Below are 21,896 nucleotides of genomic sequence, written 5' to 3' on the forward strand. Positions count from 1 at the left end.
TCGGCCCCGACCTGCGATTGCGCCTGGTTACGGTGCCTTGACCGCCTTGCCTCCGTGCGCTTCCCTGCGGAGGAGAGAGTTCGGCGGACAGAACCGGGGGAGTTCGGATGAACCGCACCATGCGCACCACCCATGTCGGGCGCACCACCCGTGTCGCTGCTTCGGCGTTGACTGTCGGCGGCCTCGTGCTCGGCCTCAACGCCTGCTCCGAGGCCGTCGACAAGGTCGTGGACGAAACGTACGAGGTGACCTACGAAGTCACCGGTACGAGCGTGGACGAAATCCAGTACCACGGTGGTAAGGGCAGGGCGATGAAGCCGGAGGTCGAGTCGGTCGAGGCGCCCGGACTGCCGTGGAAGAAGACCGTCACCCTGCGCGGGATCATGCCGCCCGCGGTCATGCCCATCGCGCTGGACGCGGGTTCGGAGGACCTCGCCTGCACCATCACGTACGAGGGCGAGGTCATCGAGGAGATGAAGGGCGAAGCGCTCCTCACGAGCGGCGGATGCGTCGCGGTCTCGCCCGTCGCGGACTGACCACCGTCCCGCTCCACGACCGGTCCCGGCCGCGTGCCGGGACCGATTGTCAGTGCCGTGGTGCACGGTGGAAACCGCATCGGATCGACCGATCCGGAGGGGGATCCATGACCGTGCACGTACAGACCGGCGCAGCCGGCGGCGAAGCTCTGAGGCCGCACGCCGAGCACGCCTTCGCCGACGAGCTCGACGCGCTCGCGGCCGCCGACGACCGTCCCCGGCCCGCCCGTTGGAAACTCTCGCCGTGGGCCGTCTCCACCTATCTGCTCGGCGGGACACTCCCGGACGGCACGCTGATCACACCGAAGTACGTCGGGCCGCGCCGCCTCGTGGAAGTCGCCGTGACGACGCTCGCCACCGACCGGGCCCTGCTGCTCCTCGGCGTCCCGGGGACCGCCAAGACCTGGGTGTCCGAGCACCTGGCCGCAGCCGTCAGCGGGGACTCGACCCTGCTCGTCCAGGGCACCGCCGGCACCCCCGAGGAAGCCGTCCGCTACGGGTGGAACTACGCGCGGCTGCTGGCCCACGGACCGAGCCGCGAGGCGCTGGTGCCGAGTCCCGTCATGCGGGCCATGTCCGAGGGCATGACCGTCCGCGTCGAGGAGCTCACCCGCATCCCCGCCGATGTGCAGGACGCGCTCATCACCATCCTGTCGGAGAAGACCCTCCCCGTCCCCGAGCTGGGGCAGGAGGTCCAGGCCGTCCGGGGTTTCAACCTCGTCGCCACGGCGAACGACCGCGACCGCGGGGTCAACGAGCTCTCCGGTGCGCTGCGCCGCCGGTTCAACACCGTCGTGCTGCCGCTGCCCGCGACACCCGAGGCCGAGGTGGACATCGTGTCCCGGCGCGTGGCCCAGATCGGACGCGCGCTCGACCTGCCCCCGGCGCCCGACGGCATGGCCGAGATCCGACGTGTCGTCACCGTCTTCCGCGAACTGCGCGACGGCGTCACCACGGACGGTCGCACCAGGCTCAAGACCCCGTCCGGGACGCTGTCCACGGCCGAGGCCATCTCCGTCGTCACCGGAGGCCTCGCACTCGCCGCCCACTTCGGCGACGGTGTCCTGCGCCCGGGGGACGTGGCGGCCGGCGTCCTGGGGGCCGTCGTCCGCGACCCCACGGCCGACCGCGTGGTCTGGCAGGAGTACGTGGAGACCGTCGTCCGGGAGCGTGACGGCTGGAAGGACTTCTACCGCGCCTGCCGCGAGGCCGCCGCATGACACCCCGAGCCCGAGGGACCACCGCCTCCACCGGGGGGCCGTTGCTGCTGGGCGTGCGCCACCACGGCCCGGGCTCCGCCCGCGCGGTCCTGGCCGCCCTGGAAGCAGCCCGGCCGAGTGCCGTGCTCGTCGAAGGGCCCCCCGAGGGCGACGCCCTGCTACCGCTCGCCGCGCACCGCAGGATGAGGCCGCCGGTCGCGCTCCTCGCCCATGCCGTGGACGATCCGGGACGCGCCGCGTTCTGGCCGATGGCCGACTTCTCGCCCGAGTGGGTGGCGATCCGCTGGGCGTCGGCGCACGGGATCCCCGTGCGCTTCGTGGACCTGCCCGCCGCGCACTCCCTGGCGTCGGCGGACCAGCGGGAGGGCGGGCCGGAGGAGGGCGGCCCGGACGAGGGGGGCCCAGGCATCGATCCGATCGGCGTCCTCGCCGGAGCCGCCGGTTACGACGACCCCGAGCAGTGGTGGGAGGACGTCGTCGAGCACCGCGCCGCGGACGGCCGGCCCGCCGACCCGCGGGCCCCGTTCACCGCCCTCGCCGAGGCGATGACGGCGCTCCGCGAGGCGTACGGCGACGGAGGGCATCCGCTGGACACCGTCCGGGAGGCGTGCATGCGCCTCCAGTTGCGCGCCGCCCGCAAGGAGTTCGGTGACGACATCGCCGTGGTCTGCGGCGCGTGGCACGTACCCGCGCTCACCGCGAGGACGACGGTCGCCGCCGACCGGGCGCTCCTCAAAGGGATGCCGAAGATCAAGGTGGAGCTGACCTGGGTCCCCTGGACCCATCGCAGGCTCGCCCGGCGCAGCGGATACGGCGCGGGGATCGAGTCGCCCGGCTGGTACGGGCACCTCTTCGGTGCCTCCGACCGGCCCGTGGAGCGCTGGATGACGAAGGCCGCCGGCCTGCTGCGCGACACGGACAGAGCGGTGTCGTCGGCGGACGTCATCGAGGCCGTCCGGCTCGCCGGGACGCTGGCGGTGCTGCGTGGCCGCCCGGCCGTCGGCCTGGCTGAGGCCACCGACGCGGTCAGAGCCGTCATGTGCGAGGGCTCCGACGTGCCGCTCGCCCTCGTGCGGGACCGTCTCGTCATCGGTGATGTCCTCGGTGAGGTGCCGGAGACCGCCCCCGCCGTCCCGCTCCAGCGGGACCTGGACAGACAGCAGCGCACGCTGAGGCTCAGGCCCGAGGCGGAGAAACGCGAGCTCGATCTCGATCTGCGCAAGGACACCGACGCGGCCCGGAGCAGACTGCTGCACCGGCTGCGGCTCCTCGGCGTGGACTGGGGAGAACCCGCCGTCGGCCGGGGCAGCACGGGGACCTTCCGGGAGAGCTGGCGGCTGCGCTGGGAGCCCGAGCTGTTCGTCCGGATCGCCGAGGCCGGCGTGTGGGGCACCACCGTGCTCGGCGCCGCGACCGCCAAGGCCGAGTCGGACGCCGTGTCGGCGCCGTCGCTCGCCGGGGTCACCGCGCTCGCCGAGCAGTGTCTGCCGGCCGGGCTGCCCGAGGCCCTGCCCGTGGTGATGAGGGCCCTCGCCGACCGGGCCGCCCTCGACACGGACGTCGGCCACCTCGCCGACGCACTGCCCGCCCTGGCCCGCTCCCTGCGGTACGGCGACGTACGGTCCACCGACGCCGCGGCTCTGGGGGAGGTGGCCGTCGGGCTCGCCGACCGCGTCTGCGTGGGCCTGCCGCCCGCCTGCACCGGCCTCGACGCGGCCGCGGCCACGGAGGCGCACCGCAGGATGGAGGGCGTGCACGGCGCGATCGGGCTGCTCGCCGACGCCGGGGGAGCGGAGAACCTGCCCGAGCGGTGGGCCGGTGTCCTGCGCAAGCTGTCCGGCCGGGACACGGTCGCCGGTGTGATCCGGGGCCGCGCCACGCGCCTCCTCCTGGACGACGGGCGGCTGGCCGGAAGTGAGGCCGCGCGCCTGATGGGACTGGCGCTCTCGCCCGGCACCGCACCGGCCGAAGCGGCGGCCTGGATCGAGGGTTTCGTCGGTGGAGCGGCGGGCGGTGGGCTGCTGCTGGTCCATGACGAGCGGCTCCTCGGGCTCGTCGACACCTGGCTGACGGGCATATCGGCCGGCACGTTCACCGACGTACTGCCGCTGCTGCGCCGCACGTTCTCGGCCTACGAGCCGGGTGTGCGGCGCACCGTGGGCGAGCTCGTCCGCCGTGGGCCGGAGCTCGGCGGGGCGCTTGGTGGGGGCGGTCCCGCCGCGCCGGGCTTCGGTGAAGGACTCGACGAGCGGCGTGCCGACGCGGTGATGCCGGTGCTGGGGTTGTTGCTCGGCGTCGACGCCCCGGCAAGGGCGGGCGGATGAACACGGGCCGGGAGGACACGAAGGAGGAAGGGACGATGGACACCACTCTCGCCGCGCACGAGAACGGGCACGAGAACGCGCGCAGGCACGGACACGGACACGGCGGTGAGCGTGAGCAGGACGACGGGGGTGAGCGGCTGCGGCGTTGGCGCATGGTGCTCGGCGCGGACGGCGCCGAGAGCACGGGCCACGCGCTCGCCGGACGCGACGCGGCGATGGACGGGGCACTGACCGCCCTGTACGGCGGCGTGAAGAAGCCCGGCGGCCGGGGCGGGACCGAGCGCTCCGCAGGCCTCGGGGCGTCCGCCCCGTCCGTGGCCCGCTGGCTCGGCGACATACGGACGTACTTCCCCGCTTCCGTGGTCCAGGTCATGCAGCGCGACGCGATCGACCGTCTCGGGCTCTCGGCCCTGCTGCTGGAGCCGGAGATGCTGGAGGCCGTCGAACCCGACGTCCACCTGGTCGGCACCCTGCTCTCGCTCGGCAAGGCCATGCCGGAGACGACGAAGGAGACGGCCCGCGCCGTCGTACGCAAGGTCGTCGAGGACCTGGAACGCCGGCTGGCCACCCGTACCCGAGCGGCGCTCACCGGCGCCCTGGACCGCTCGGCCAGGACCGGCCGGCCACGTCACGGCGACATCGACTGGGATCGCACGATCCGGGCCAACCTGAAGAACTACGTGCCCGTCCCCGGGGCGGACGGCGCGGGCACGGTGATCCCCGAGCACCTCGTCGGGTACGGGCGCACCGACCGGTCCGTGAAGAAGGACGTCATCCTCTGTGTCGACCAGTCGGGGTCCATGGCCGCCTCCGTCGTCCACGCCGCGGTCTTCGGCGCGGTGCTCGCCTCGATGCGAAGCCTGGCGACCCGGCTCGTGGTGTTCGACACGTCCGTCGTCGACCTCACCGACCAGCTCGACGACCCGGTCGACGTCCTGTTCGGCACACAGCTCGGCGGTGGCACGGACATCAACCGCGCGCTCGCCTACTGCCAGTCGAAGATCACCCGTCCGGCGGACACCGTCGTCGTCCTCATCAGTGATCTCCACGAAGGGGGGATCCGTCACGAGATGGTCGAGCGGGCCGCCGCGATGAAGGCGTCGGGCGTGCAGTTCGTGACCCTGCTCGCCCTCTCCGACGAGGGAACGCCCTCCTACGACCGGGAGCACGCAGCCGCGCTGGGGGCGCTCGGCTCCCCGGCCTTCGCCTGCACTCCGGACCTGTTTCCCGAGATCATGGCGGCGGCGATGGAGAAGCGGCCCCTGCCGGTGCCGGACGCCGGCCGATGACCGGAGAGGCCACTCCCGGGGCGCCCGGCCGACGGCGTCCGGCCTGCCCGGCCCAACCCCCTGAGGCGCCGTTTTGTCCTTCGTACCCCGGCTACCAGCGCGATCTGTGACCGGTATCACCGCTCAGGTGTGATCTGCAATTTAGGGTCCGGTGCGGCGCGGGGGATAACCTGCCGGATGGACATGCCGCGTACCCGGTCACCGTGTGCGCCTCCCTAGTGACCGCGCAGTCACGTTGCCCTCGCGGCACGCCCACGCAGAAAACCAACCGCGAGACCACTAAAAGGGACGGACGCGCGTGGACCTGTTCGAGTACCAGGCGAGGGACCTCTTCGCCAAGCACGGTGTACCGGTGCTGGCCGGTGAAGTCATCGACACGCCTGAGGCAGCCCGCGAGGCGACCGAGCGGCTGGGCGGCAAGTCCGTCGTCAAGGCGCAGGTGAAGGTCGGTGGCCGAGGCAAGGCCGGTGGCGTCAAGCTGGCCGCCGACCCCGACGAGGCGGTCGCCCGGGCGACCGACATCCTCGGCATGGACATCAAGGGCCACACGGTCCACAAGGTGATGATCGCCGAGCTGTCACCGGAGATCGAGGCGGAGTACTACGTCTCGTACCTCCTCGACCGCACCAACCGCACCTTCCTCGCCATGGCGTCGGTGCAGGGCGGCATGGACATCGAGGAGGTCGCGGAGAAGACTCCCGAGGCCCTCGCGAAGGTCCCGGTCAACGCCGTCGACGGCGTCGACATCGAGAAGGCCCGCGAGATCGTGGCCCAGGCGAAGTTCCCGGCCGAGGTGGCCGAGGGTGTCGCCGAGGCCATGGTGACCCTGTGGGACACCTTCGTCGCCGAGGACGCGCTCCTCGTCGAGGTCAACCCGCTGGTCAAGACCAAGGACGGCCGCATCCTGGCGCTGGACGGCAAGGTGTCTCTCGACGAGAACGCCGACTTCCGCCAGCCCGACCACGAGGCGCTCGAGGACAAGGCCGCGGCCAACCCCCTCGAGGCCGCCGCCAAGGCCAAGAACCTCAACTACGTCAAGCTCGAGGGCGAGGTCGGCATCATCGGTAACGGTGCCGGTCTGGTCATGTCGACCCTGGACGTCGTCGCGTACGCCGGTGAGAAGCACGGCGACGTGAAGCCCGCCAACTTCCTCGACATCGGTGGCGGCGCCTCCGCGGAGGTCATGGCGAACGGCCTCGAGATCATCCTCGGCGACCCGGACGTCAAGTCCGTCTTCGTCAACGTCTTCGGTGGCATCACCGCCTGCGACGAGGTCGCCAACGGCATCGTCCAGGCCCTGGAGCTGCTCAAGTCCAAGGGCGAGGACGTCACCAAGCCGCTGGTCGTGCGCCTCGACGGCAACAACGCGGAGCTGGGTCGCAAGATCCTCTCCGACGCCAACCACCCGCTCGTTCAGCGCGTGGACACCATGGACGGCGCGGCCGACAAGGCCGCCGAGCTCGCCGCGGCTGCGAAGTAAAGGACGAGGGACTCCAACACCATGGCTATCTTCCTCACCAAGGACAGCAAGGTCATCGTCCAGGGGATGACCGGCGCCACGGGCATGAAGCACACCAAGCTCATGCTGGCCGACGGCACCAACATCGTCGGTGGCGTGAACCCGCGCAAGGCGGGCACGTCCGTCGACTTCGACGGCACCGAGGTCCCGGTATTCGGCTCCGTCAAGGAGGCGATGGAGAAGACGGGCGCCGACGTGTCCGTCCTCTTTGTGCCGCCGGCCTTCGCGAAGGCCGCCGTCGTCGAGGCGATCGACGCCGAGATCCCGCTGGCCGTCGTGATCACCGAGGGCATCGCCGTCCACGACTCGGCGGCCTTCTGGGCGTACGCCGGTGCGAAGGGCAACAAGACCCGGATCATCGGCCCGAACTGCCCGGGTCTGATCACCCCCGGCCAGTCCAACGCAGGCATCATTCCGGGCGACATCACCAAGCCCGGCCGCATCGGTCTCGTGTCCAAGTCCGGCACGCTGACCTACCAGATGATGTACGAGCTCCGTGACATCGGCTTCTCGTCCGCCGTCGGTATCGGTGGCGACCCGGTCATCGGTACGACGCACATCGACGCCCTCGCGGCGTTCGAGGCGGACCCGGAGACGGACCTCATCGTGATGATCGGTGAGATCGGTGGCGACGCCGAGGAGCGTGCCGCCGACTACATCGCGAAGAACGTCACGAAGCCGGTCGTCGGCTACGTCGCGGGCTTCACGGCCCCGGAGGGCAAGACCATGGGCCACGCCGGCGCCATCGTCTCCGGCTCCTCCGGCACCGCAGCGGCCAAGAAGGAGGCCCTCGAGGCCGCCGGCGTGAAGGTCGGCAAGACGCCGACCGAGACCGCCAAGCTGGCGCGCGAGATCCTCGGCGGCTGACCGCCCCCTGCGTCACCGTGTGAACGGCGCGGGCCCGCACCCCTCATCGAAGGGGTGCGGGCCCGCGCCGTTCACGTACCGGTCAGGTCAGGTCCTGCGTCACGGGATGCGCGGAACCAGCCGCTCCGGTCCGTGCGTGAGCTTGCTCCGCAGTGCTTTCTGCAGCTTCAGGTCCTGCGGTGTCAGCTTCTCCGGTCCGCCCGGCAGGGGGACGCCGCCGACCCGTTCGGCGGGTGCCAGCGGCTGTTCGTACCGGGTGGGCGCCGTGTGGAGCGTGAAGGCGGTCGCGCCGATGAGCAGCACCCCGAAGCAGAGCGCCGCCCGGGTCCAGAGTGCCGCGAGGCGCTCGCCGCCCGCGCGGACGGCGGAGGCGGGGGGCGGTGGAGGTACCTCTTCCAGGAGAGCGACTTCCTCGAGCTGGTCGCGGAGAAGCGGGGGCGGCCCACCGGGCTCCGCCGGCCCGGGCAGCCGCTCGGCGACGGCGGCTCGCGCGTTCATCAGCCTGCTTGCCGCGGCAAGCGTGCTTGCCTCCGTCTCCGCTGCGGTCTCCGGCAGACCCAGGCCCACACCGTCGTGGAGCAGCAGTGTGCGCCGGTACGACGGCGGCAGGTCGAGCAGCGCGTCGAGCAGCGCCCTGCGGGCCGGGTCCTTGGGCAGTGCGTCGGCCCGGCGGTGGGAGCGGCGTAGCCGGTGCCAGGGCGACATCGCGTACTCGTACGAGACGGCCCGGACCCAGCCTGCCGGGTCACGGTCCCTGGCCACCTCGGGCCAGCGCTGCCATGCCATCCGGAAGGCGTGTTCGACGGCTTCCCGGGCGAGCCTCCGGCGGCCTGTCAGCAGATACGTCTGACGGGTGAGGCCGAGGGCTGTGCGGCCGTACAGCATGTCGTACGCCGCCTCGGCCGTGAGGCTTTCCCCGGGCTGCGGGACGGGTTCGGCCCGCGTTTCCCCGCCCGCGGCCGGGCAGCCGGGGGCAGGGGCGTCCGGAGCGGGGGCGTCCGGGGCAGGCGGGTCAGGGACCGGGGTGTCGGCGGCAGGGACGTCCACGGCAGGGGCCGTCCGGGCAGGCGCTTGCGGCGCGGGGCGGTGCTCGGCGCAGCCGATCAGCCTGGCGTAGGCCGCGCGGCGGCGGCCCCGCGGGCTGGTGCGCCCTGTTTCCCACGCGCGAACGGTGGCGGGCGTGACGCCCACGGCGTTCGCGACCTGCTCCTCACTCAGTGCCCTGGCCTCGCGCAGCCTGCGGCGCTCCTTGGGGGAAGGCAACGGGGCGGCGGGGGCGGCGGGACCGGTGCTGTTCCGCGTCATGCCAGGCCTCCGTTCCCGGTGACACTGCACTGGGTGAAAAAGTACATAAACGTATATTGGGCGACACAGCGGCTATTCGCCCGTTACACGGAATAAGCGCGTGTCGTTGGCAGCATGACCGCGTGACCCAAGTGACGGAGCTCAGCCCGATGTTGCCGGCCGAGCGGAGCAGGTCCACGGCCCTGGCCACCGCCTTCGTGCGCGGGGCGCTGGCCGCGGGGCTCGGGCTCGGCTCCGTGGCGGTGTTGGTGATGCTGCTGTGGATCAGTTCTCCGTACCCCGACAGCGGGCCCGGCGGGGCCTTCCACGTGGCGACCGGGCTGTGGCTGCTCGCCCACGGCGCCGAACTCGTCAGAGCCGACGCCGCCGGAGGGCACCCGGCGCCCGTGGCGACGGTCCCGCTGTTGCTCGCCGTGCTGCCGGTGTGGCTGGTGCACCGGTCCGCCAGGGAGTCGGTGGAGACCGGCGGAAAGGCTTCGGGGGGACACTCCGCGCTCGGCGCGTTCTGCGCGGTGAGCGCTGGATACCTGCTGGTGGTGCTGGTCGCGGCGGCGTACGCGCGCGACAGCGGGCTCTCCGCCGACCAAGCCTCGATCGCTTTCCCCGTCACCGTCGTGGTGACCGGCGCGGCCGCCGCGGGGGTGTGGGCGGCACGGGGGCGCCCGCTGGCCCCGCTGCTGGTCTGGGCGCCGCTCGGACTGCAGGAAGCGGCTGCCCGCCCGCGTTTCCGGGCCGTGGCCGTGGTGGCCCTACGGTCGGCGGCCGCCGGTGTGCTCATGCTGATCGTCGGCGGGGCGCTGCTGGTCGCGGTGGCGCTGGTGTGGCACGCCGGGGCCGCCAGGGAGTCGTTCCTGGGCCTGGCGGGGGACTGGGCTGGCCGTGTCTCCGTCCTCCTGCTGGCCGCCGCGCTCGTACCGAACGCGGCGACGTGGGGTGCCGCCTACGGTCTCGGGCCCGGCTTCGCCCTCGGTACGGACTCCATGGCCACCCCGCTCGCCTTCACCGGGCCTCCCGCGCTGCCGGACTTCCCGCTGCTCGCCGCGGTGCCGTCGCACGGCCCGGGGACGGCGGCGAACTGGGCGGCGGTCGGGGTGCCGGTCCTGGCCGGCCTGGCCGTCGCCCGGTTCGTCGCCCGGGAGGCGGCCCCGGTGCACGGCGAGCGCGAGACGGCGTGGGGCCAGGGCCGGACCGCGCTGGTGGCCGGGCTCGCGGCCGTGGGCTGCGGTGTCGGTGCGGCGCTGCTGGCGGCGGCGTCGGGTGGCCCGCTGGGGACCGGGGCGCTGGCGGAGTTCGGCCCCGTGTGGTGGCTGGTGGGCCCGGCCGCCCTCGCGTGGACGACGGTGCTCGGTGTACCGGCGGCGTTGCTGTCCAGGGCGTGGCGGCTGAGGGAGCGCCGGTGGGGTTGGCGGTGGGACGCGGCGAAGGCGGAGCCGGTCAAGGCCGAACCGGTCAAGGCCGGACCGGAGGCGCAACGGGAGCGGGAACCGGAGAAGGAGTCCGGGGAAGGGGGAGAGGGCAGGGGCGCGGAACCGTACGACTTCCTGTCGGCCGACTCATGGCACGAGGACGGGGCGAGGGAGGCGCGGTGGGCCGTGCTCAAGGCGAACTCGGGCGGGCTGATGGCGGACTTCCCGGCGGAGGCGCCCCCCGCGTCCGCGTCGCCCCCCGCACCCGCGCCCGCTCCGACGCCCGCCGCCCCCGCGTCCGGGCCCGATACGCCGAACGGCCGGGTTCCGGAAGCGTCTGGGCTTCCGGAACCCGGCCAGGAGGCAACGCCGTAGCGGGCGCTCCGATGCCGGCGGACTACTGCTCCGCGCGGGCTACTTCTTCACGCCGAAGAAGGGCTCCAGCGGGTCGGGCAGCTTGTCGTTGCAGGAGAGGGCGCCGGTCTTGGTCAGCGCGTCGTTCACACAGGTGTAGTAGTCGCGGTAGACCAGTTGGACCGTGTAGCCGGTGGCCACGATCGACAGGGCCAGCAGCGCCGTCACCAGCCCGCTGACGGCCGCCGTCGTCTGCTGGCGGCTGCTGCTGCCCTGGATGGCACCCGGCGCGGTTCCGGCCGCGGCCCCCGGCGGCGGGGAGGCGGCCGCCCGGTCCGCGCCGCCCGTGGAGGCCGCGGCCGGCCCCGCGCCGGAGGGGGGCTTACGCGGCCCGCCGCGCAGGGCGCTGACCGACCAGTACACGGCGAGGGCGCCGAGGAGCATCGCGATCTCGGGGAAGTCGAAGAGGGCGAAGAAGAACGCCCACATGCCGCCCAGCACCGCATAGCGCGCGCGCCGCTGCGCAGGGTCGGTCGGATCCCAGCGCGGCCCGCCGGGATTTCCCCCGGGCCCACCGCCCTGGCCGCTCGGGCCACCGGTGCCACCGGGACGGCCGCCGAATCCGCCGCCCTGGCGGCCCGGCTGCCGGTCGCTCCACTGGCTGCCCCAGACCGGGCGGTTGTCGGAGGGGCCTTCGCCGCCGTCACCGCTCCCGCCGGCGCCGTGGTTTCCGGGCGCGTGAGAGGGGTGGCGGGGCTGCCAGGGCTGGTCGGGCCGGTCCTCCGGCGGTGCCGCGAACGGATTGTCGTCGGACGACCCGTTCGACGACCCGGACGACGAGCCCGGTGACGACGACGAGGACGACCCGGGGGCCGAGGACCCGGACGAGGACCCGGAGGACCCCGGTCCCGACGGGGATCCCGAGCCCGACGAGGAGTCCGGCGATGAGGACTGGCGTTCCCGCATCAGCGTGGATGCCCGCTCGGGCAGCGGGTGGCCAAGGGCGGTGCGGAGGCGGTCCGGCATGTGGTGAACGTCTTCCCCATCTCGTCATTTCCGCCCGGGGGCGGTTCCCTGTCCCCTGACGCTACCTCCCGGTCACGCCCCCGTCCCGTGGGGGCCGCCGGGTGTGCCGGTATCGTTGCTGACGGTCGGACCGTTCGTAGAGTTCCCCGTATCGCGGGACGAGCTTCTTTCGTACGACCATACAAACGCACCTCCTGCACATCGCGTACCGCTGTGCCACGCGAGAAAGGGCCCTGCCGTGGCCTCCCCGCCTCCCCCCGCCGCTCCGGCCCGCGTGGTCGTGCTCGTCTCCGGCTCGGGCACGAACCTCCAGGCACTCCTCGACGCGATCGGTGACGACCCGGAGGGCTACGGCGCCCGGATCGTCGCGGTCGGTGCGGACCGCTACGGAACCGTCGGCCTCGAGCGCGCCGAGCGCGCCGGGCTTCCCACCTTCGTGTGCAAGGTCGGCGAGTACGCGGACCGTGACGCCTGGGACGCGGCCCTGACCGCGGCGGTCGCGGAACACCGCCCGGACCTCGTCGTGTCCGCGGGATTCATGAAGATCGTGGGCAAGGGCTTCCTGGCCGAGTACGGCGGCCGTGTCGTCAACACCCACCCCGCCCTGCTCCCCAGCTTTCCCGGCGCCCACGGCGTCCGTGACGCACTCGCGTACGGCGTGAAGGTCACCGGGTGCACCGTCCACTTCGTCGACGACGGTGTCGACACCGGTCCGATCATCGCGCAGGGCGTGGTCGAGGTGACCGAAGAGGAAACCGTGGAGGGCGAAGCCGCCCTCCACGAACGCATCAAGGAAGTCGAGCGCAAGCTGCTCGTCGAGGCCGTGGGGCGGCTCGCCCGTGACGGCTATCGCATTGAGGGACGAAAGGTTCATCTCGGTCATGTCGGTGAATAACCCCACCCCGGTGAATAAGCCCATCCGCCGCGCCCTGGTCAGCGTCTACGACAAGACGGGGCTCGAGGACCTCGCCCGCGGTCTGCACGCGGCCGGTGTCGAGCTGGTCTCCACCGGCTCCACCGCCGGGAAGATCGCAGCCGCCGGTGTGCCGGTCACCAAGGTCGAGGAGCTCACCGGCTTCCCGGAGTGCCTCGACGGCCGCGTCAAGACGCTGCACCCCCGCGTGCACGCCGGCATCCTCGCCGACCTGCGCCTGGACACCCACCGCGAGCAGCTCGCCGAGCTCGGTGTGGAGCCCTTCGACCTCGTGGTCGTCAATCTGTACCCGTTCACACAGACGGTCGCATCGGGCGCGTCCGACGACGAGTGCGTGGAGCAGATCGACATCGGTGGCCCGTCGATGGTCCGCGCCGCCGCCAAGAACCACCCGTCCGTGGCGGTCGTGACCAGCCCGGAGCGTTACGCCGACGTCATCGCCGCGGTCGAGGCGGGCGGCTTCGACCTCAGCGCCCGCAAGCGGCTCGCGGCCGAGGCCTTCCGGCACACCGCCGAGTACGACGTCGCCGTCGCCTCCTGGTTCGCGGACGACTACGCCGCCTCCGGCGACTCGGGCTTCCCCGAATTCCTCGGAGAGACCTTCGGGCGCAAGAACGTCCTGCGCTACGGCGAGAACCCGCACCAGCCCGCCGCGCTCTACACCTCCGGCGCCGGCGGCCTCGCCGAGGCCGAACAGCTGCACGGCAAGGAGATGTCCTACAACAACTACACGGACACCGACGCCGCCCGCCGCGCCGCCTACGACCACACCGAGCCGTGTGTCGCGATCATCAAGCACGCCAACCCGTGCGGCATCGCGATCGCCGACGACGTCGCGACCGCGCACCGCAACGCGCACGCCTGTGACCCGCTGTCCGCGTTCGGCGGCGTCATCGCGGTCAACCGGCCGGTGACCGTCGAGATGGCCGAGCAGGTCGCGGAGATCTTCACCGAGGTCATCGTCGCCCCGGCGTACGAGGACGGCGCCGTCGAGGTGCTGGCCCGCAAGAAGAACATCCGGGTGCTGCGGTGCCCCGAGGCCCCGGCCTCGGAGCTGGAGATCAAGCCGATCGACGGCGGTGCGCTCCTCCAGGTCACCGACCGGCTCCAGGCCGACGGTGACGACCCGGCCAACTGGACCCTGGCCACCGGCGAGGCGCTCTCCGCCGACGAGCTCAGGGAGCTCGCCTTCGCGTGGAAGGCCTCCCGCGCGGTCAAGTCCAACGCCATCCTGCTCGCCAAGGACGGCGCCTCGGTCGGCGTCGGCATGGGCCAGGTCAACCGTGTCGACTCCGCGAAGCTCGCGGTCGAGCGGGCGGGCGAGGAGCGGGCCCGGGGCGCGTACGCAGCGTCCGACGCCTTCTTCCCCTTCCCCGACGGCCTGGAGATCCTGACCGCCGCCGGTATCAAGGCCGTGGCCCAGCCGGGCGGTTCGGTTCGCGACGAGCTCGTCGTCGAGGCCGCGCGGAAGGCGGGCGTGACCATGTACTTCACGGGTACGCGCCACTTCTTCCACTGACGACGCCGCAGTGACACGCCGCAGGCCGCACCCCCTCCGGGTGCGGCCTGCGGTGCTCTCCGGCGTGCGTCCCGGCGTACGGAGGTCACTCGTCCCTCTGTTCTAATGAATGGCCTTGTCGGGCCGTAACGGGTGGGTCCGGTGCGACCGGCAGTGACCAGTGAGGGACTCCGTTGCGGGGGCATCGTGCTTGACCTGAACCAGAGCGAAACCGACGTGCCCGGGGAGCAGCCCCCGGTGACGGGCGCGGACACGCCGCACCCGGCGCCGCTGAGGCCCTACCTGATCGCCGCCGTGGTCCTGTGCGCGCTCTACTTCCTCTACGGGTACCTGCGGTTCAGCCACTTCCAGTCGCCCTCCTGGGACCTGGGCATCTTCGAGCAGGAGGTGCGCGCGTACGCCGGGTTCGACGCCCCGGTCGTGGACATCAAGGGCCCGGGCTATCTGATACTCGGCGACCACTTCAGTCCCGTGGTGGCACTCCTGGTCCCGCTCTACTGGATCTGGCCCTCCGCCCTCGCCCTGCTGTTCGCCCAGGCCGCCCTGTTCGCCGCCTCCGCGGTCGTCGTCGGGCGCACCGTCCAGCAGATCCTGGGCGGCCGCACCGGCCTCTGCGCCACCGTCGCGTACGGCCTGTCCTGGGGGCTCCAGGAAGCGGTGAAGTCCGACTTCCACGAGATAGCCCTCGCCGTCCCGCTGCTGGCCCTGGTCTGCCGGGCCCTGCTGATGGAGCGGTGGCGGGCCGTCGTCCTGTGGTCGCTGCCGCTGGTCCTGGTCAAGGAGGACCTCGGCGTCACCGTCACCGTCGTCGGCGTACTCCTGGCCCTGTACGGGCGGCGGCTCCAGGGCTTCCTGCTGGCGGCCTTCGGCGTGGTCGCGTTCGCGCTGACCGTACTGGTGCTCATACCGGCGGCCAGCAGCGCGGGAACGTACGACTACTGGAAGAAGATCGAGGAGAACGGCGGGCAGGAGGTCTCCCCGCTCGACTCCGTCCTCGGCGTGTTCAACTCCTCCGTCAAGCTGGAGATGCTGGTCTTCCTGGTCGGCATCACCGCCTTCATGGCACTCCGCTCGCCGCTGATCCTGCTCGTCCTGCCGACGATCGGCTGGCGTCTGCTCTCCCAGGACTCCAACCACTGGGGCATGGTCTGGCACTACAGCGCCATCCTGATGCCGGTGGTCTTCCTCGCGATGGCCGACGGAGTCCGCCGCAGCCGGAAGTCGAACCGGCCCTGGCTCGTCTCGTACGCGAACGTCGCCGTCCCCATGACCGCGGCGATCGCCGTCGCCCTCACCCAGCACCTGCCGCTCCGTGACCTGCTGCGCCCCGAGACGTATCGCGCCGACGCGCGCACCCACGCGGCCGAAGAGGCGCTGGAGGCCATCCCCGTGGGCTCGAGGGTGGAGACGGACATCACGCTGATGGCCCACCTGACGGCGGACCGCACGGTCTACTGGATCGGCGGTGCGCCGGGCACCGCGCCCGACGTCGTCGCGATCAACCTGGACTTCGGCTGGTCACGGCCGATCGACGACCCGGTGGAGTACGCGGAGCAACTCCACCCGGAGGCGCGCTACCGGATCACCGAGAAGGCCGGCTCCTTCGTCGTCATGCAGCGGACCACCCCGGTGCCCGCGGCGGCCCCCGCGAACGGCTGAAGGCCGCCCACCCGCCGATGCGCGGGTGTTGCGGCCTTCATGCGCGGGTGCGCGGGGAAGATCAGTGCTGCGGCTGCTGCTGGCGGTTGAACCATGCGCCGCCGTCGGCCTTCGCCACGAACACGACGACCAGGATGGCCAGGACCGTGTGGACGAGGCCGATCACGATGAAGGGGTAGATGCCGAGGATCGCGGTGATCACGCCGAACACGATGGCCGTGATGCGGATCCCGTTGCCCCCCTTGCCGAACTTGGCGCCGAGGAAGACGGCGAGGACGCCCCACAGCAAGGCGAAGACGGCCATGCCCCACAGCGCGTTGCCCGAGTAGTCGGCGAGCTGCTGGAACTGGACGTCCTCCTGCAGCGTCGGATCGTCCTTGGCCGCGTTCACGGCCACGGCGGCGAGGGCGACGAAGAAGGTGCCGATGACCTGGAGGCCGGCGATCACGAAGAGCATGACGCGCGCGGCCTTGACGCCGCCGGGCATCTCGGTGGGCCCGCCGGGGAAGCCGTAGCCGCCCTGGACCGGCGGTGCCTGCGGGTAGCCGTATCCCTGCTGGGGAACACCCTGGGGGGCCTGCTGCGGGTAGCCGTAGCCCGGCTGCTGCCCGCCCGGCTGCCCACCCTGCTGCTGGCCGTAGGGGTTGTTGGGGTCGCCGAAGCTCATCGCTGTATTCCTCCGTTGGGAAGTGCTGGGGACGACGCGGCCCGCGCGGAGGAAACATGTGCAATCTGAACGGTGGTCCCCCCGACACTGTCCGCGGTTATGCGGGCTTTATCGTCGTCGTGACGTCCACTTTTTGTCCAGCCGAATACCGAATGTGTTGTGCAAGTGCAATCTCTCGTCCACGTGGCAGGACCGGATTGGTACGTGGGCGGGGTCATCCGGGAGGATGGGGTCATGACTGCCCAGATTCTCGATGGCAAGGCCACCGCAGCTGCGATCAAGTCCGATCTGACCGTCCGCGTGGCGGCCCTCAAGGCGCAGGGCATCACACCCGGCCTGGGAACCCTGCTCGTCGGCGACGACCCGGGCAGCCGCTGGTACGTGAACGGCAAGCACCGCGACTGCGCCCAGGTCGGCATGGGCTCCATCCAGCGCGAACTCCCCGACACAGCCACCCAGGAGGAGATCGAGGAGGTCGTACGGGAGCTCAACGCCAACCCGGACTGCACGGGTTACATCGTGCAGCTCCCCCTCCCTAAGGGGATCGACACCAACCGCATCCTGGAGCTGATGGACCCGGCGAAGGACGCGGACGGGCTGCACCCGATGAACCTGGGCAAGCTCGTGCTCAACGAGAGCGGTCCGCTGCCGTGCACCCCGCAGGGTGTCGTCACCCTGCTCCGCCGCCACGGCGTGGAGATCAACGGCGCCCATGTGGTCGTCGTCGGCCGGGGCGTCACCATCGGCCGCCCCCTCCCGCTGCTGCTGACGCGCAGGTCCGAGAACGCGACCGTCACCCAGTGCCACACCGGCACGCGTGACCTCTCGGCGCACCTCAGGCAGGCCGACATCATCGTCGCCGCCGCCGGTGTGCCCCACCTGATCAAGCCCGAGGACGTGAAGCCGGGCGCGGCCGTGCTGGACGTCGGCGTCAGCCGGGACGAGAACGGCAAGATCGTCGGCGACGTCCACCCGGGCGTGACCGAGGTGGCCGCGTGGGTCGCCCCGAATCCGGGCGGTGTCGGCCCCATGACCCGGGCCCAGCTGCTCGTCAACGTGGTCGAGGCCGCCGAGCGCGCCGCCCACGAGGCCTCCGCCGCATCCGCCGGCTGACCCGGACCGACCGGAGGAACGTCATGGGCGCTGGTACGAGTCCGGCGGACGCGGACGGTACGCACGCGGACGCGTCGGCCCGGAAAGCCGGCACACCCGTCACCGTCGAGGCGGACGGGACGGACAAGGTGGACGGGGCGGCCGATTCGGAGAGGGCGGCCGATTCGGAGAGGGCGGCGGATACGGACGGGGCAGCGGATACGGGCCGGGCGGCCGAGACCGACGGGGCGGCCGAGACGGACGAGGCAGCCGGGGCCGGCGGATCGACGCGGGAGCCTTCGCGCCGCTTCTCGCTGACCCATGACACCGCGCGTCCCGAGGGGGGCGGCAGGGCGGCCCCCCACGACGCACCCGCCCCCGCCCGGCAGTGGCCGCTGCTGTCGGTGCTCTGCACCGCCGGGCTCGGCCTGCTGATCGTGGGAACCGACCCCTTCGACCAGGCGTTCAGGATCGGCGTGATGCTGATGGGCGTCGCGCTGCTCGCCGGGGCGGTACTGCGCTGGGTCGTCCCCTCCGTCGGCATGCTGGCCGTGCGGTCGCGGTTCACCGACCTGGTGACGTACGGCCTGATGGGCGCGCTGATCGTGCTCCTCGCGCTGATGGCGCAGCCCAAGCCGTGGTTGAACGTGCCCTTCCTGCAGGACGTGGTCCGCTTCACCGTCCGTTGAGTGGTGTCCGTCCCCTCCCCCGAGAAGGGACGGACACCGGACAGGGCGCCGCCGCGAGAAGCGCCGGAATGCGGTGACTTGAGCACCATTGCCCTGTCCCTGAACAAGCGTCATGGACATGAGGTGCCGGCTTCAAGGGGGGCATGAGGCCTGTGGCACGGAGGTGACCATTCCGCCATCGTGTGATCGTCGCGCCACGGTGGGGATCCGGTTCGGTACGCGCTACGGCGCACAACGGAGTGCCCGCTCCTACCGAATGCACCCGTGCGCCCCTTTGTCCGGAACTGGCACCCTGGCTCCGTGCATCCTTCTGGGTAGTTCGGGGCGCGGGCCGACCGCTCCGACGGCAGGGGGGAAGGACTCGGCGCCGGGGAACGGGGCGCGCCGGGAGGGTGAACAACTGTTCCCATTTTTTCAGTGGGTTCGGGGCAATCGACTGGGGGGAAGCAATGCCTCGTTGGAAGTCACTACCGGAAGAACTCGATCCGCAGCTACGGGAGTTCGCGGGCCAGTTACGCAGACTGGTGGACCGCAGCGGGATGAGCCTGGCCGCGGTCGCCGACCGCACCGGTTACAGCAGGACGTCGTGGGAGCGCTATCTCAACGGCAGGCTGCTCGCGCCCAAGGGGGCGATCGTCGCACTCGCCGAGGCCACGGGTACGCAGCAGCACCATTTGACGACCATGTGGGAACTGGCCGAGCGGGCCTGGAGCCGCTCCGAGATGCGCCACGACATGACGATGGAGGCCATCAGGATCTCCCAGGCGCGTGCCGCACTGGGTGAGGCGGGCGTGGCCGCGGCTCCCGTGGCGGGCGGGCGTGCCGTGCGCCAGGGCGGGACGGGGGTGTCCACCGCCGCGGGGCCAGGAGAGGAAGGGCGCGACCTCGGTCCGCCGCTGTCCGTACCCGCCCGGCGGAGCGCGGTTGCGCACATCCCGCAGCAGCCGCGGCCAGTGTGCGCACCGGACTCCGGCGGGGACGCGTCCGAAGGACGGCCGGGGGGCGGCCGCCGCAGGGTGACGCTGTTCCTCACGGGCCTCGTGGGCGCGCTCCTGCTCATGGCCGGGGCGGTGCTGCTCACCGATCTGGGCGGGGACGACGACGCCGCGGCCGGGGCGACACCGTCGGCCGGGCCCACGACGAGCGCGCCCGAGCTGCCCTCCGGCGTCGGGTGCAGCGGCACGGACTGCACCGGGGAGGACCCGGAAGCCATGGGCTGCGGCGGGCAGTTCGCCGGCACGGTCGCCCGGGCGACCGTCGGCGGTGGCCTCGTCGAGGTGCGTTACAGCGAGACCTGCGGAGCCGCCTGGGCCCGTGTCACCCGGGCGGCCCTGGGCGACACCGTGAAGATCACCTCGGATGCGTCGGAGCAGGCCGGCACGGTGCGCGCCGGCGCCGAGGCGTACACCCCGATGGTCGCCGTGAGGCAGGCCTCCGAGGCGAAGGCCTGCGCGACCCTCGCCTCCGGCGCGACCGGCTGCACCACGCCTGAGTGAGGAGGGGGGCCGCTGCGCTCCGTGACCGGCTGTGTGCGGCCCCACAGGGGGGCGGGCGGCCCGGGCGGCAAGGGTCCGATAGCCTGATCGCTGGATATCTCTTCACATCAAGATTCAGAGGTGTCCAGCACCAGGGGCAGGAACCCCCACCGCCGCCAGCTGTCTAACGGAGATCGCCATGACCCGCACTCCCGTGAATGTCACCGTGACCGGCGCAGCCGGCCAGATCGGCTACGCGCTGCTCTTCCGCATCGCCTCCGGCCACCTGCTCGGCCCGGACGTGCCGGTCAACCTGCGACTCCTCGAGATCCCGCAGGGTCTCAAGGCCGCCGAGGGCACCGCCATGGAGCTCGACGACTGCGCCTTCCCGCTGCTGCGGAACATCGAGATCACGGACGACGCCAACGTCGGCTTCGCCGGCGCCAACGTCGCCCTCCTGGTCGGCGCCCGCCCCCGTACGAAGGGCATGGAGCGCGGCGACCTGCTGTCCGCCAACGGCGGCATCTTCAAGCCGCAGGGCAAGGCCATCAACGACAACGCCGCGGACGACATCAAGGTCCTCGTCGTCGGCAACCCGGCCAACACCAACGCCCTCATCGCGCAGGCCGCCGCCCCGGACGTACCGGCCGAGCGCTTCACCGCGATGACCCGTCTGGACCACAACCGTGCGATCTCGCAGCTGGCCGCCAAGACCGGTGCCGCCGTCTCCGACATCAAGCGGCTGACGATCTGGGGCAACCACTCGGCGACCCAGTACCCGGACATCTTCCACGCGGAGATCGCCGGCAAGAACGCCGCCGAGCTCGTCGACGACGAGGCGTGGCTGGCCGACACCTTCATCCCGACCGTCGCCAAGCGTGGCGCCGCGATCATCGAGGCCCGTGGCGCGTCCTCGGCCGCCTCGGCCGCCAATGCCGCCATCGACCACGTGCACACCTGGGTCAACGGCACCGCCGCGGGCGACTGGACCTCGATGGGTATCCCGTCGGACGGCTCCTACGGCGTTCCCGAGGGCATCATCTCCTCCTTCCCGGTCACCACGAAGGACGGGAAGTACGAGATCGTCCAGGGCCTGGACATCAACGAGTTCTCCCGCGCGCGCATCGACGCGTCGGTGAAGGAGCTCACCGAGGAGCGCGACGCGGTCCGCGAGCTCGGCCTGATCTGACCGCAGACCGGCCCCCGGGCCGGACTCCGGAGCCGTATGAGGGCGCCCCCGTCAGCACCTGCTGACGGGGGCGCCCTCATACGCGGGGTCAGCGGCCGAGCAGCCGGTCGGCGAGGCCGCGCACGGCGTCGGAGGCCCGGCGCTGCAGCTGAGGACCGAAGGTGATCCGTGCGGCGCCCAGCTCTCCGAGCCGGCGAACGGCGGACGGGTCCTCGGGCGTGCCGAGCGCGTTGAGCGGGACCGGCACCGCGGCGGCCACACGGGAAAGGGCGTCGGCCGGGGCCATGACCGGATACACGCAGTCCGCGCCGGCTTCCGCGTAGAGCCGGGCACGGGCGATCGTGTCCGCCACCACGTCCGTGGCGTCGGGGTTCCCGTGGACGTACGTGTCGACGCGGGCGTTGACGAACAGGCGCCCGCCGGCGACGGCGCGCACCTCCGCCAGCCGGTCGGCCTGCCGCCGTGGGTCGACCAGGACGCCGTCGGCCGAGTCCTCCAGATTGCAGCCGACCACCCCGGCCTCCAGGAGGCGTTCGACGAGTTCGTCCGGGGCCAGGCCGTATCCGGCTTCGACGTCCGCGGACACGGGAACGGACACCGCTCGCGCGATCCGTGCCACGGCCGCGAACATCTCGGCGGCGGGCGTCCGCCCGTCGGCGTACCCGAGGGAGGCGGCCACGCCGGCGCTCGGTGTGGCCAGGGCCGGGAATCCGGCGTCCTCGAACACCCGGGCGCTCGCGGCGTCCCAGGGGCCGGGCAGGACCAGCGGATCGGCTGGACGGCGTCCGTGGTGCAGGGCGCGGAAGACGGAAGCAGGCTCGTTCAT

Annotated in this window: 18 protein-coding genes; 14 read left to right on the plus strand and 4 right to left on the minus strand. The window is 72.1% G+C overall.

Translation table 11 applies throughout. From position 1 onward, the window contains the following. The first annotated feature begins 107 nt into the window (after positions 1 to 107). From ACFYSH_RS02700 to sucD, 6 genes are all read left to right on the plus strand, one after another. Complete coding sequence (locus ACFYSH_RS02700; RefSeq protein WP_359469702.1) at positions 108 to 536, plus strand: MmpS family transport accessory protein; 429 nt, start codon at positions 108 to 110, stop codon at positions 534 to 536. Positions 537 to 643: 107 nt separating this feature from the next. After that, the gene (locus tag ACFYSH_RS02705; RefSeq protein ID WP_359469705.1) at positions 644 to 1,756 is read left to right on the plus strand and encodes an AAA family ATPase; all 1,113 of its coding nucleotides are present in this window, start codon (positions 644 to 646) and stop codon (positions 1,754 to 1,756) included. Beyond that, the gene (locus tag ACFYSH_RS02710) at positions 1,753 to 4,080 is read left to right on the plus strand and encodes a DUF5682 family protein (RefSeq protein WP_388750499.1); all 2,328 of its coding nucleotides are present in this window, start codon (positions 1,753 to 1,755) and stop codon (positions 4,078 to 4,080) included. The genes ACFYSH_RS02705 and ACFYSH_RS02710 overlap by 4 nt, the downstream gene beginning before the upstream one ends. A gap of 152 nt (positions 4,081 to 4,232) precedes the next feature. After that, positions 4,233 to 5,369, plus strand: coding sequence for a VWA domain-containing protein (locus ACFYSH_RS02715; RefSeq protein ID WP_359469723.1), 1,137 nt, complete (start codon positions 4,233 to 4,235; stop codon positions 5,367 to 5,369). A 298-nt stretch (positions 5,370 to 5,667) separates the two neighbouring features. Then, entirely contained in the window at positions 5,668 to 6,849 is a 1,182-nt protein-coding gene (gene sucC / locus ACFYSH_RS02720; protein WP_359469711.1) for an ADP-forming succinate--CoA ligase subunit beta, read from the plus strand. 21 nt (positions 6,850 to 6,870) lie between these two features. Beyond that, on the plus strand, positions 6,871 to 7,755 hold the full coding sequence (sucD, locus tag ACFYSH_RS02725) for a succinate--CoA ligase subunit alpha (protein WP_031083789.1): 885 nt from the start codon (positions 6,871 to 6,873) through the stop codon (positions 7,753 to 7,755). Positions 7,756 to 7,854: 99 nt separating this feature from the next. Here sucD and ACFYSH_RS02730 read toward each other — a convergent pair whose 3' ends face one another. Then, positions 7,855 to 9,060 (minus strand): helix-turn-helix domain-containing protein, encoded by a 1,206-nt coding sequence (locus ACFYSH_RS02730; protein ID WP_359467336.1) that lies wholly within the window; start codon positions 9,058 to 9,060, stop codon positions 7,855 to 7,857. A 149-nt stretch (positions 9,061 to 9,209) separates the two neighbouring features. On the opposite strand from ACFYSH_RS02730, the gene ACFYSH_RS02735 reads away from it, so the two are divergent. Next, complete coding sequence (locus ACFYSH_RS02735; RefSeq protein ID WP_388750843.1) at positions 9,210 to 10,841, plus strand: DUF6350 family protein; 1,632 nt, start codon at positions 9,210 to 9,212, stop codon at positions 10,839 to 10,841. Positions 10,842 to 10,880: 39 nt separating this feature from the next. Here the strand turns inward: ACFYSH_RS02735 and ACFYSH_RS02740 are convergent, their stop codons facing one another. Continuing rightward, positions 10,881 to 11,846 (minus strand): hypothetical protein, encoded by a 966-nt coding sequence (locus tag ACFYSH_RS02740; RefSeq protein WP_388750504.1) that lies wholly within the window; start codon positions 11,844 to 11,846, stop codon positions 10,881 to 10,883. A 238-nt stretch (positions 11,847 to 12,084) separates the two neighbouring features. Between ACFYSH_RS02740 and purN the strand changes: the two genes are divergently transcribed. The 3 genes from purN to ACFYSH_RS02755 all read left to right on the plus strand — a co-directional run bounded on the left by purN (position 12,085) and on the right by ACFYSH_RS02755 (position 15,958). Continuing rightward, on the plus strand, positions 12,085 to 12,741 hold the full coding sequence (gene purN / locus ACFYSH_RS02745) for a phosphoribosylglycinamide formyltransferase (RefSeq protein WP_359467330.1): 657 nt from the start codon (positions 12,085 to 12,087) through the stop codon (positions 12,739 to 12,741). Continuing rightward, positions 12,728 to 14,299: a bifunctional phosphoribosylaminoimidazolecarboxamide formyltransferase/IMP cyclohydrolase gene (gene purH, locus ACFYSH_RS02750; RefSeq protein WP_388750507.1), complete on the plus strand. Its 1,572-nt coding sequence runs from the start codon at positions 12,728 to 12,730 to the stop codon at positions 14,297 to 14,299. The genes purN and purH overlap by 14 nt, the downstream gene beginning before the upstream one ends. Before the next feature lie 186 nt (positions 14,300 to 14,485). Then, positions 14,486 to 15,958, plus strand: coding sequence for a DUF2079 domain-containing protein (locus ACFYSH_RS02755; RefSeq protein WP_388750510.1), 1,473 nt, complete (start codon positions 14,486 to 14,488; stop codon positions 15,956 to 15,958). Positions 15,959 to 16,019: 61 nt separating this feature from the next. Here the strand turns inward: ACFYSH_RS02755 and ACFYSH_RS02760 are convergent, their stop codons facing one another. Continuing rightward, positions 16,020 to 16,625, minus strand: coding sequence for a hypothetical protein (locus ACFYSH_RS02760; protein ID WP_359467324.1), 606 nt, complete (start codon positions 16,623 to 16,625; stop codon positions 16,020 to 16,022). A gap of 234 nt (positions 16,626 to 16,859) precedes the next feature. On the opposite strand from ACFYSH_RS02760, the gene ACFYSH_RS02765 reads away from it, so the two are divergent. From ACFYSH_RS02765 to ACFYSH_RS02780, 4 genes are all read left to right on the plus strand, one after another. After that, positions 16,860 to 17,738 carry a bifunctional methylenetetrahydrofolate dehydrogenase/methenyltetrahydrofolate cyclohydrolase gene (locus tag ACFYSH_RS02765; RefSeq protein ID WP_359467322.1) on the plus strand — a complete coding sequence of 293 codons (879 nt, stop codon included), beginning with the start codon at positions 16,860 to 16,862 and terminating at the stop codon, positions 17,736 to 17,738. A gap of 23 nt (positions 17,739 to 17,761) precedes the next feature. After that, the gene (locus ACFYSH_RS02770) at positions 17,762 to 18,406 is read left to right on the plus strand and encodes a DUF3017 domain-containing protein (protein ID WP_388750514.1); all 645 of its coding nucleotides are present in this window, start codon (positions 17,762 to 17,764) and stop codon (positions 18,404 to 18,406) included. A 449-nt stretch (positions 18,407 to 18,855) separates the two neighbouring features. After that, positions 18,856 to 19,902: a DUF2690 domain-containing protein gene (locus ACFYSH_RS02775; protein ID WP_388750517.1), complete on the plus strand. Its 1,047-nt coding sequence runs from the start codon at positions 18,856 to 18,858 to the stop codon at positions 19,900 to 19,902. A 178-nt stretch (positions 19,903 to 20,080) separates the two neighbouring features. Beyond that, on the plus strand, positions 20,081 to 21,070 hold the full coding sequence (locus tag ACFYSH_RS02780) for a malate dehydrogenase (RefSeq protein WP_359467315.1): 990 nt from the start codon (positions 20,081 to 20,083) through the stop codon (positions 21,068 to 21,070). An 88-nt stretch (positions 21,071 to 21,158) separates the two neighbouring features. Here ACFYSH_RS02780 and ACFYSH_RS02785 read toward each other — a convergent pair whose 3' ends face one another. Beyond that, complete coding sequence (locus ACFYSH_RS02785) at positions 21,159 to 21,896, minus strand: isocitrate lyase/phosphoenolpyruvate mutase family protein (RefSeq protein ID WP_388750520.1); 738 nt, start codon at positions 21,894 to 21,896, stop codon at positions 21,159 to 21,161.

The organism is Streptomyces sp. NPDC005791 (genome assembly GCF_042871485.1).
Classification (GTDB): Bacteria; Actinomycetota; Actinomycetes; order Streptomycetales; family Streptomycetaceae; genus Streptomyces.

Bases quoted from the DNA above. Each gene is read 5' to 3' on its own strand.
- purH (WP_388750507.1), top strand. From the start codon at position 12,728: ATGTCGGTGAATAACCCCACCCCGGTGAATAAGCCCATCCGCCGCGCC.
- ACFYSH_RS02710 (WP_388750499.1), top strand. From the start codon at position 1,753: ATGACACCCCGAGCCCGAGGGACCACCGCCTCCACCGGGGGGCCGTTG.
- ACFYSH_RS02765 (WP_359467322.1), top strand. From the start codon at position 16,860: ATGACTGCCCAGATTCTCGATGGCAAGGCCACCGCAGCTGCGATCAAG.
- ACFYSH_RS02735 (WP_388750843.1), top strand. From the start codon at position 9,210: ATGTTGCCGGCCGAGCGGAGCAGGTCCACGGCCCTGGCCACCGCCTTC.
- ACFYSH_RS02715 (WP_359469723.1), top strand. From the start codon at position 4,233: ATGGTGCTCGGCGCGGACGGCGCCGAGAGCACGGGCCACGCGCTCGCC.
- ACFYSH_RS02705 (WP_359469705.1), top strand. From the start codon at position 644: ATGACCGTGCACGTACAGACCGGCGCAGCCGGCGGCGAAGCTCTGAGG.
- ACFYSH_RS02770 (WP_388750514.1), top strand. From the start codon at position 17,762: ATGGGCGCTGGTACGAGTCCGGCGGACGCGGACGGTACGCACGCGGAC.
- ACFYSH_RS02730 (WP_359467336.1), bottom strand. From the start codon at position 9,060: ATGACGCGGAACAGCACCGGTCCCGCCGCCCCCGCCGCCCCGTTGCCT.
- ACFYSH_RS02775 (WP_388750517.1), top strand. From the start codon at position 18,856: ATGCCTCGTTGGAAGTCACTACCGGAAGAACTCGATCCGCAGCTACGG.
- ACFYSH_RS02780 (WP_359467315.1), top strand. From the start codon at position 20,081: ATGACCCGCACTCCCGTGAATGTCACCGTGACCGGCGCAGCCGGCCAG.
- sucD (WP_031083789.1), top strand. From the start codon at position 6,871: ATGGCTATCTTCCTCACCAAGGACAGCAAGGTCATCGTCCAGGGGATG.
- ACFYSH_RS02700 (WP_359469702.1), top strand. From the start codon at position 108: ATGAACCGCACCATGCGCACCACCCATGTCGGGCGCACCACCCGTGTC.
- ACFYSH_RS02785 (WP_388750520.1), bottom strand. From the start codon at position 21,896: ATGAACGAGCCTGCTTCCGTCTTCCGCGCCCTGCACCACGGACGCCGT.
- ACFYSH_RS02740 (WP_388750504.1), bottom strand. From the start codon at position 11,846: ATGCCGGACCGCCTCCGCACCGCCCTTGGCCACCCGCTGCCCGAGCGG.
- ACFYSH_RS02760 (WP_359467324.1), bottom strand. From the start codon at position 16,625: ATGAGCTTCGGCGACCCCAACAACCCCTACGGCCAGCAGCAGGGTGGG.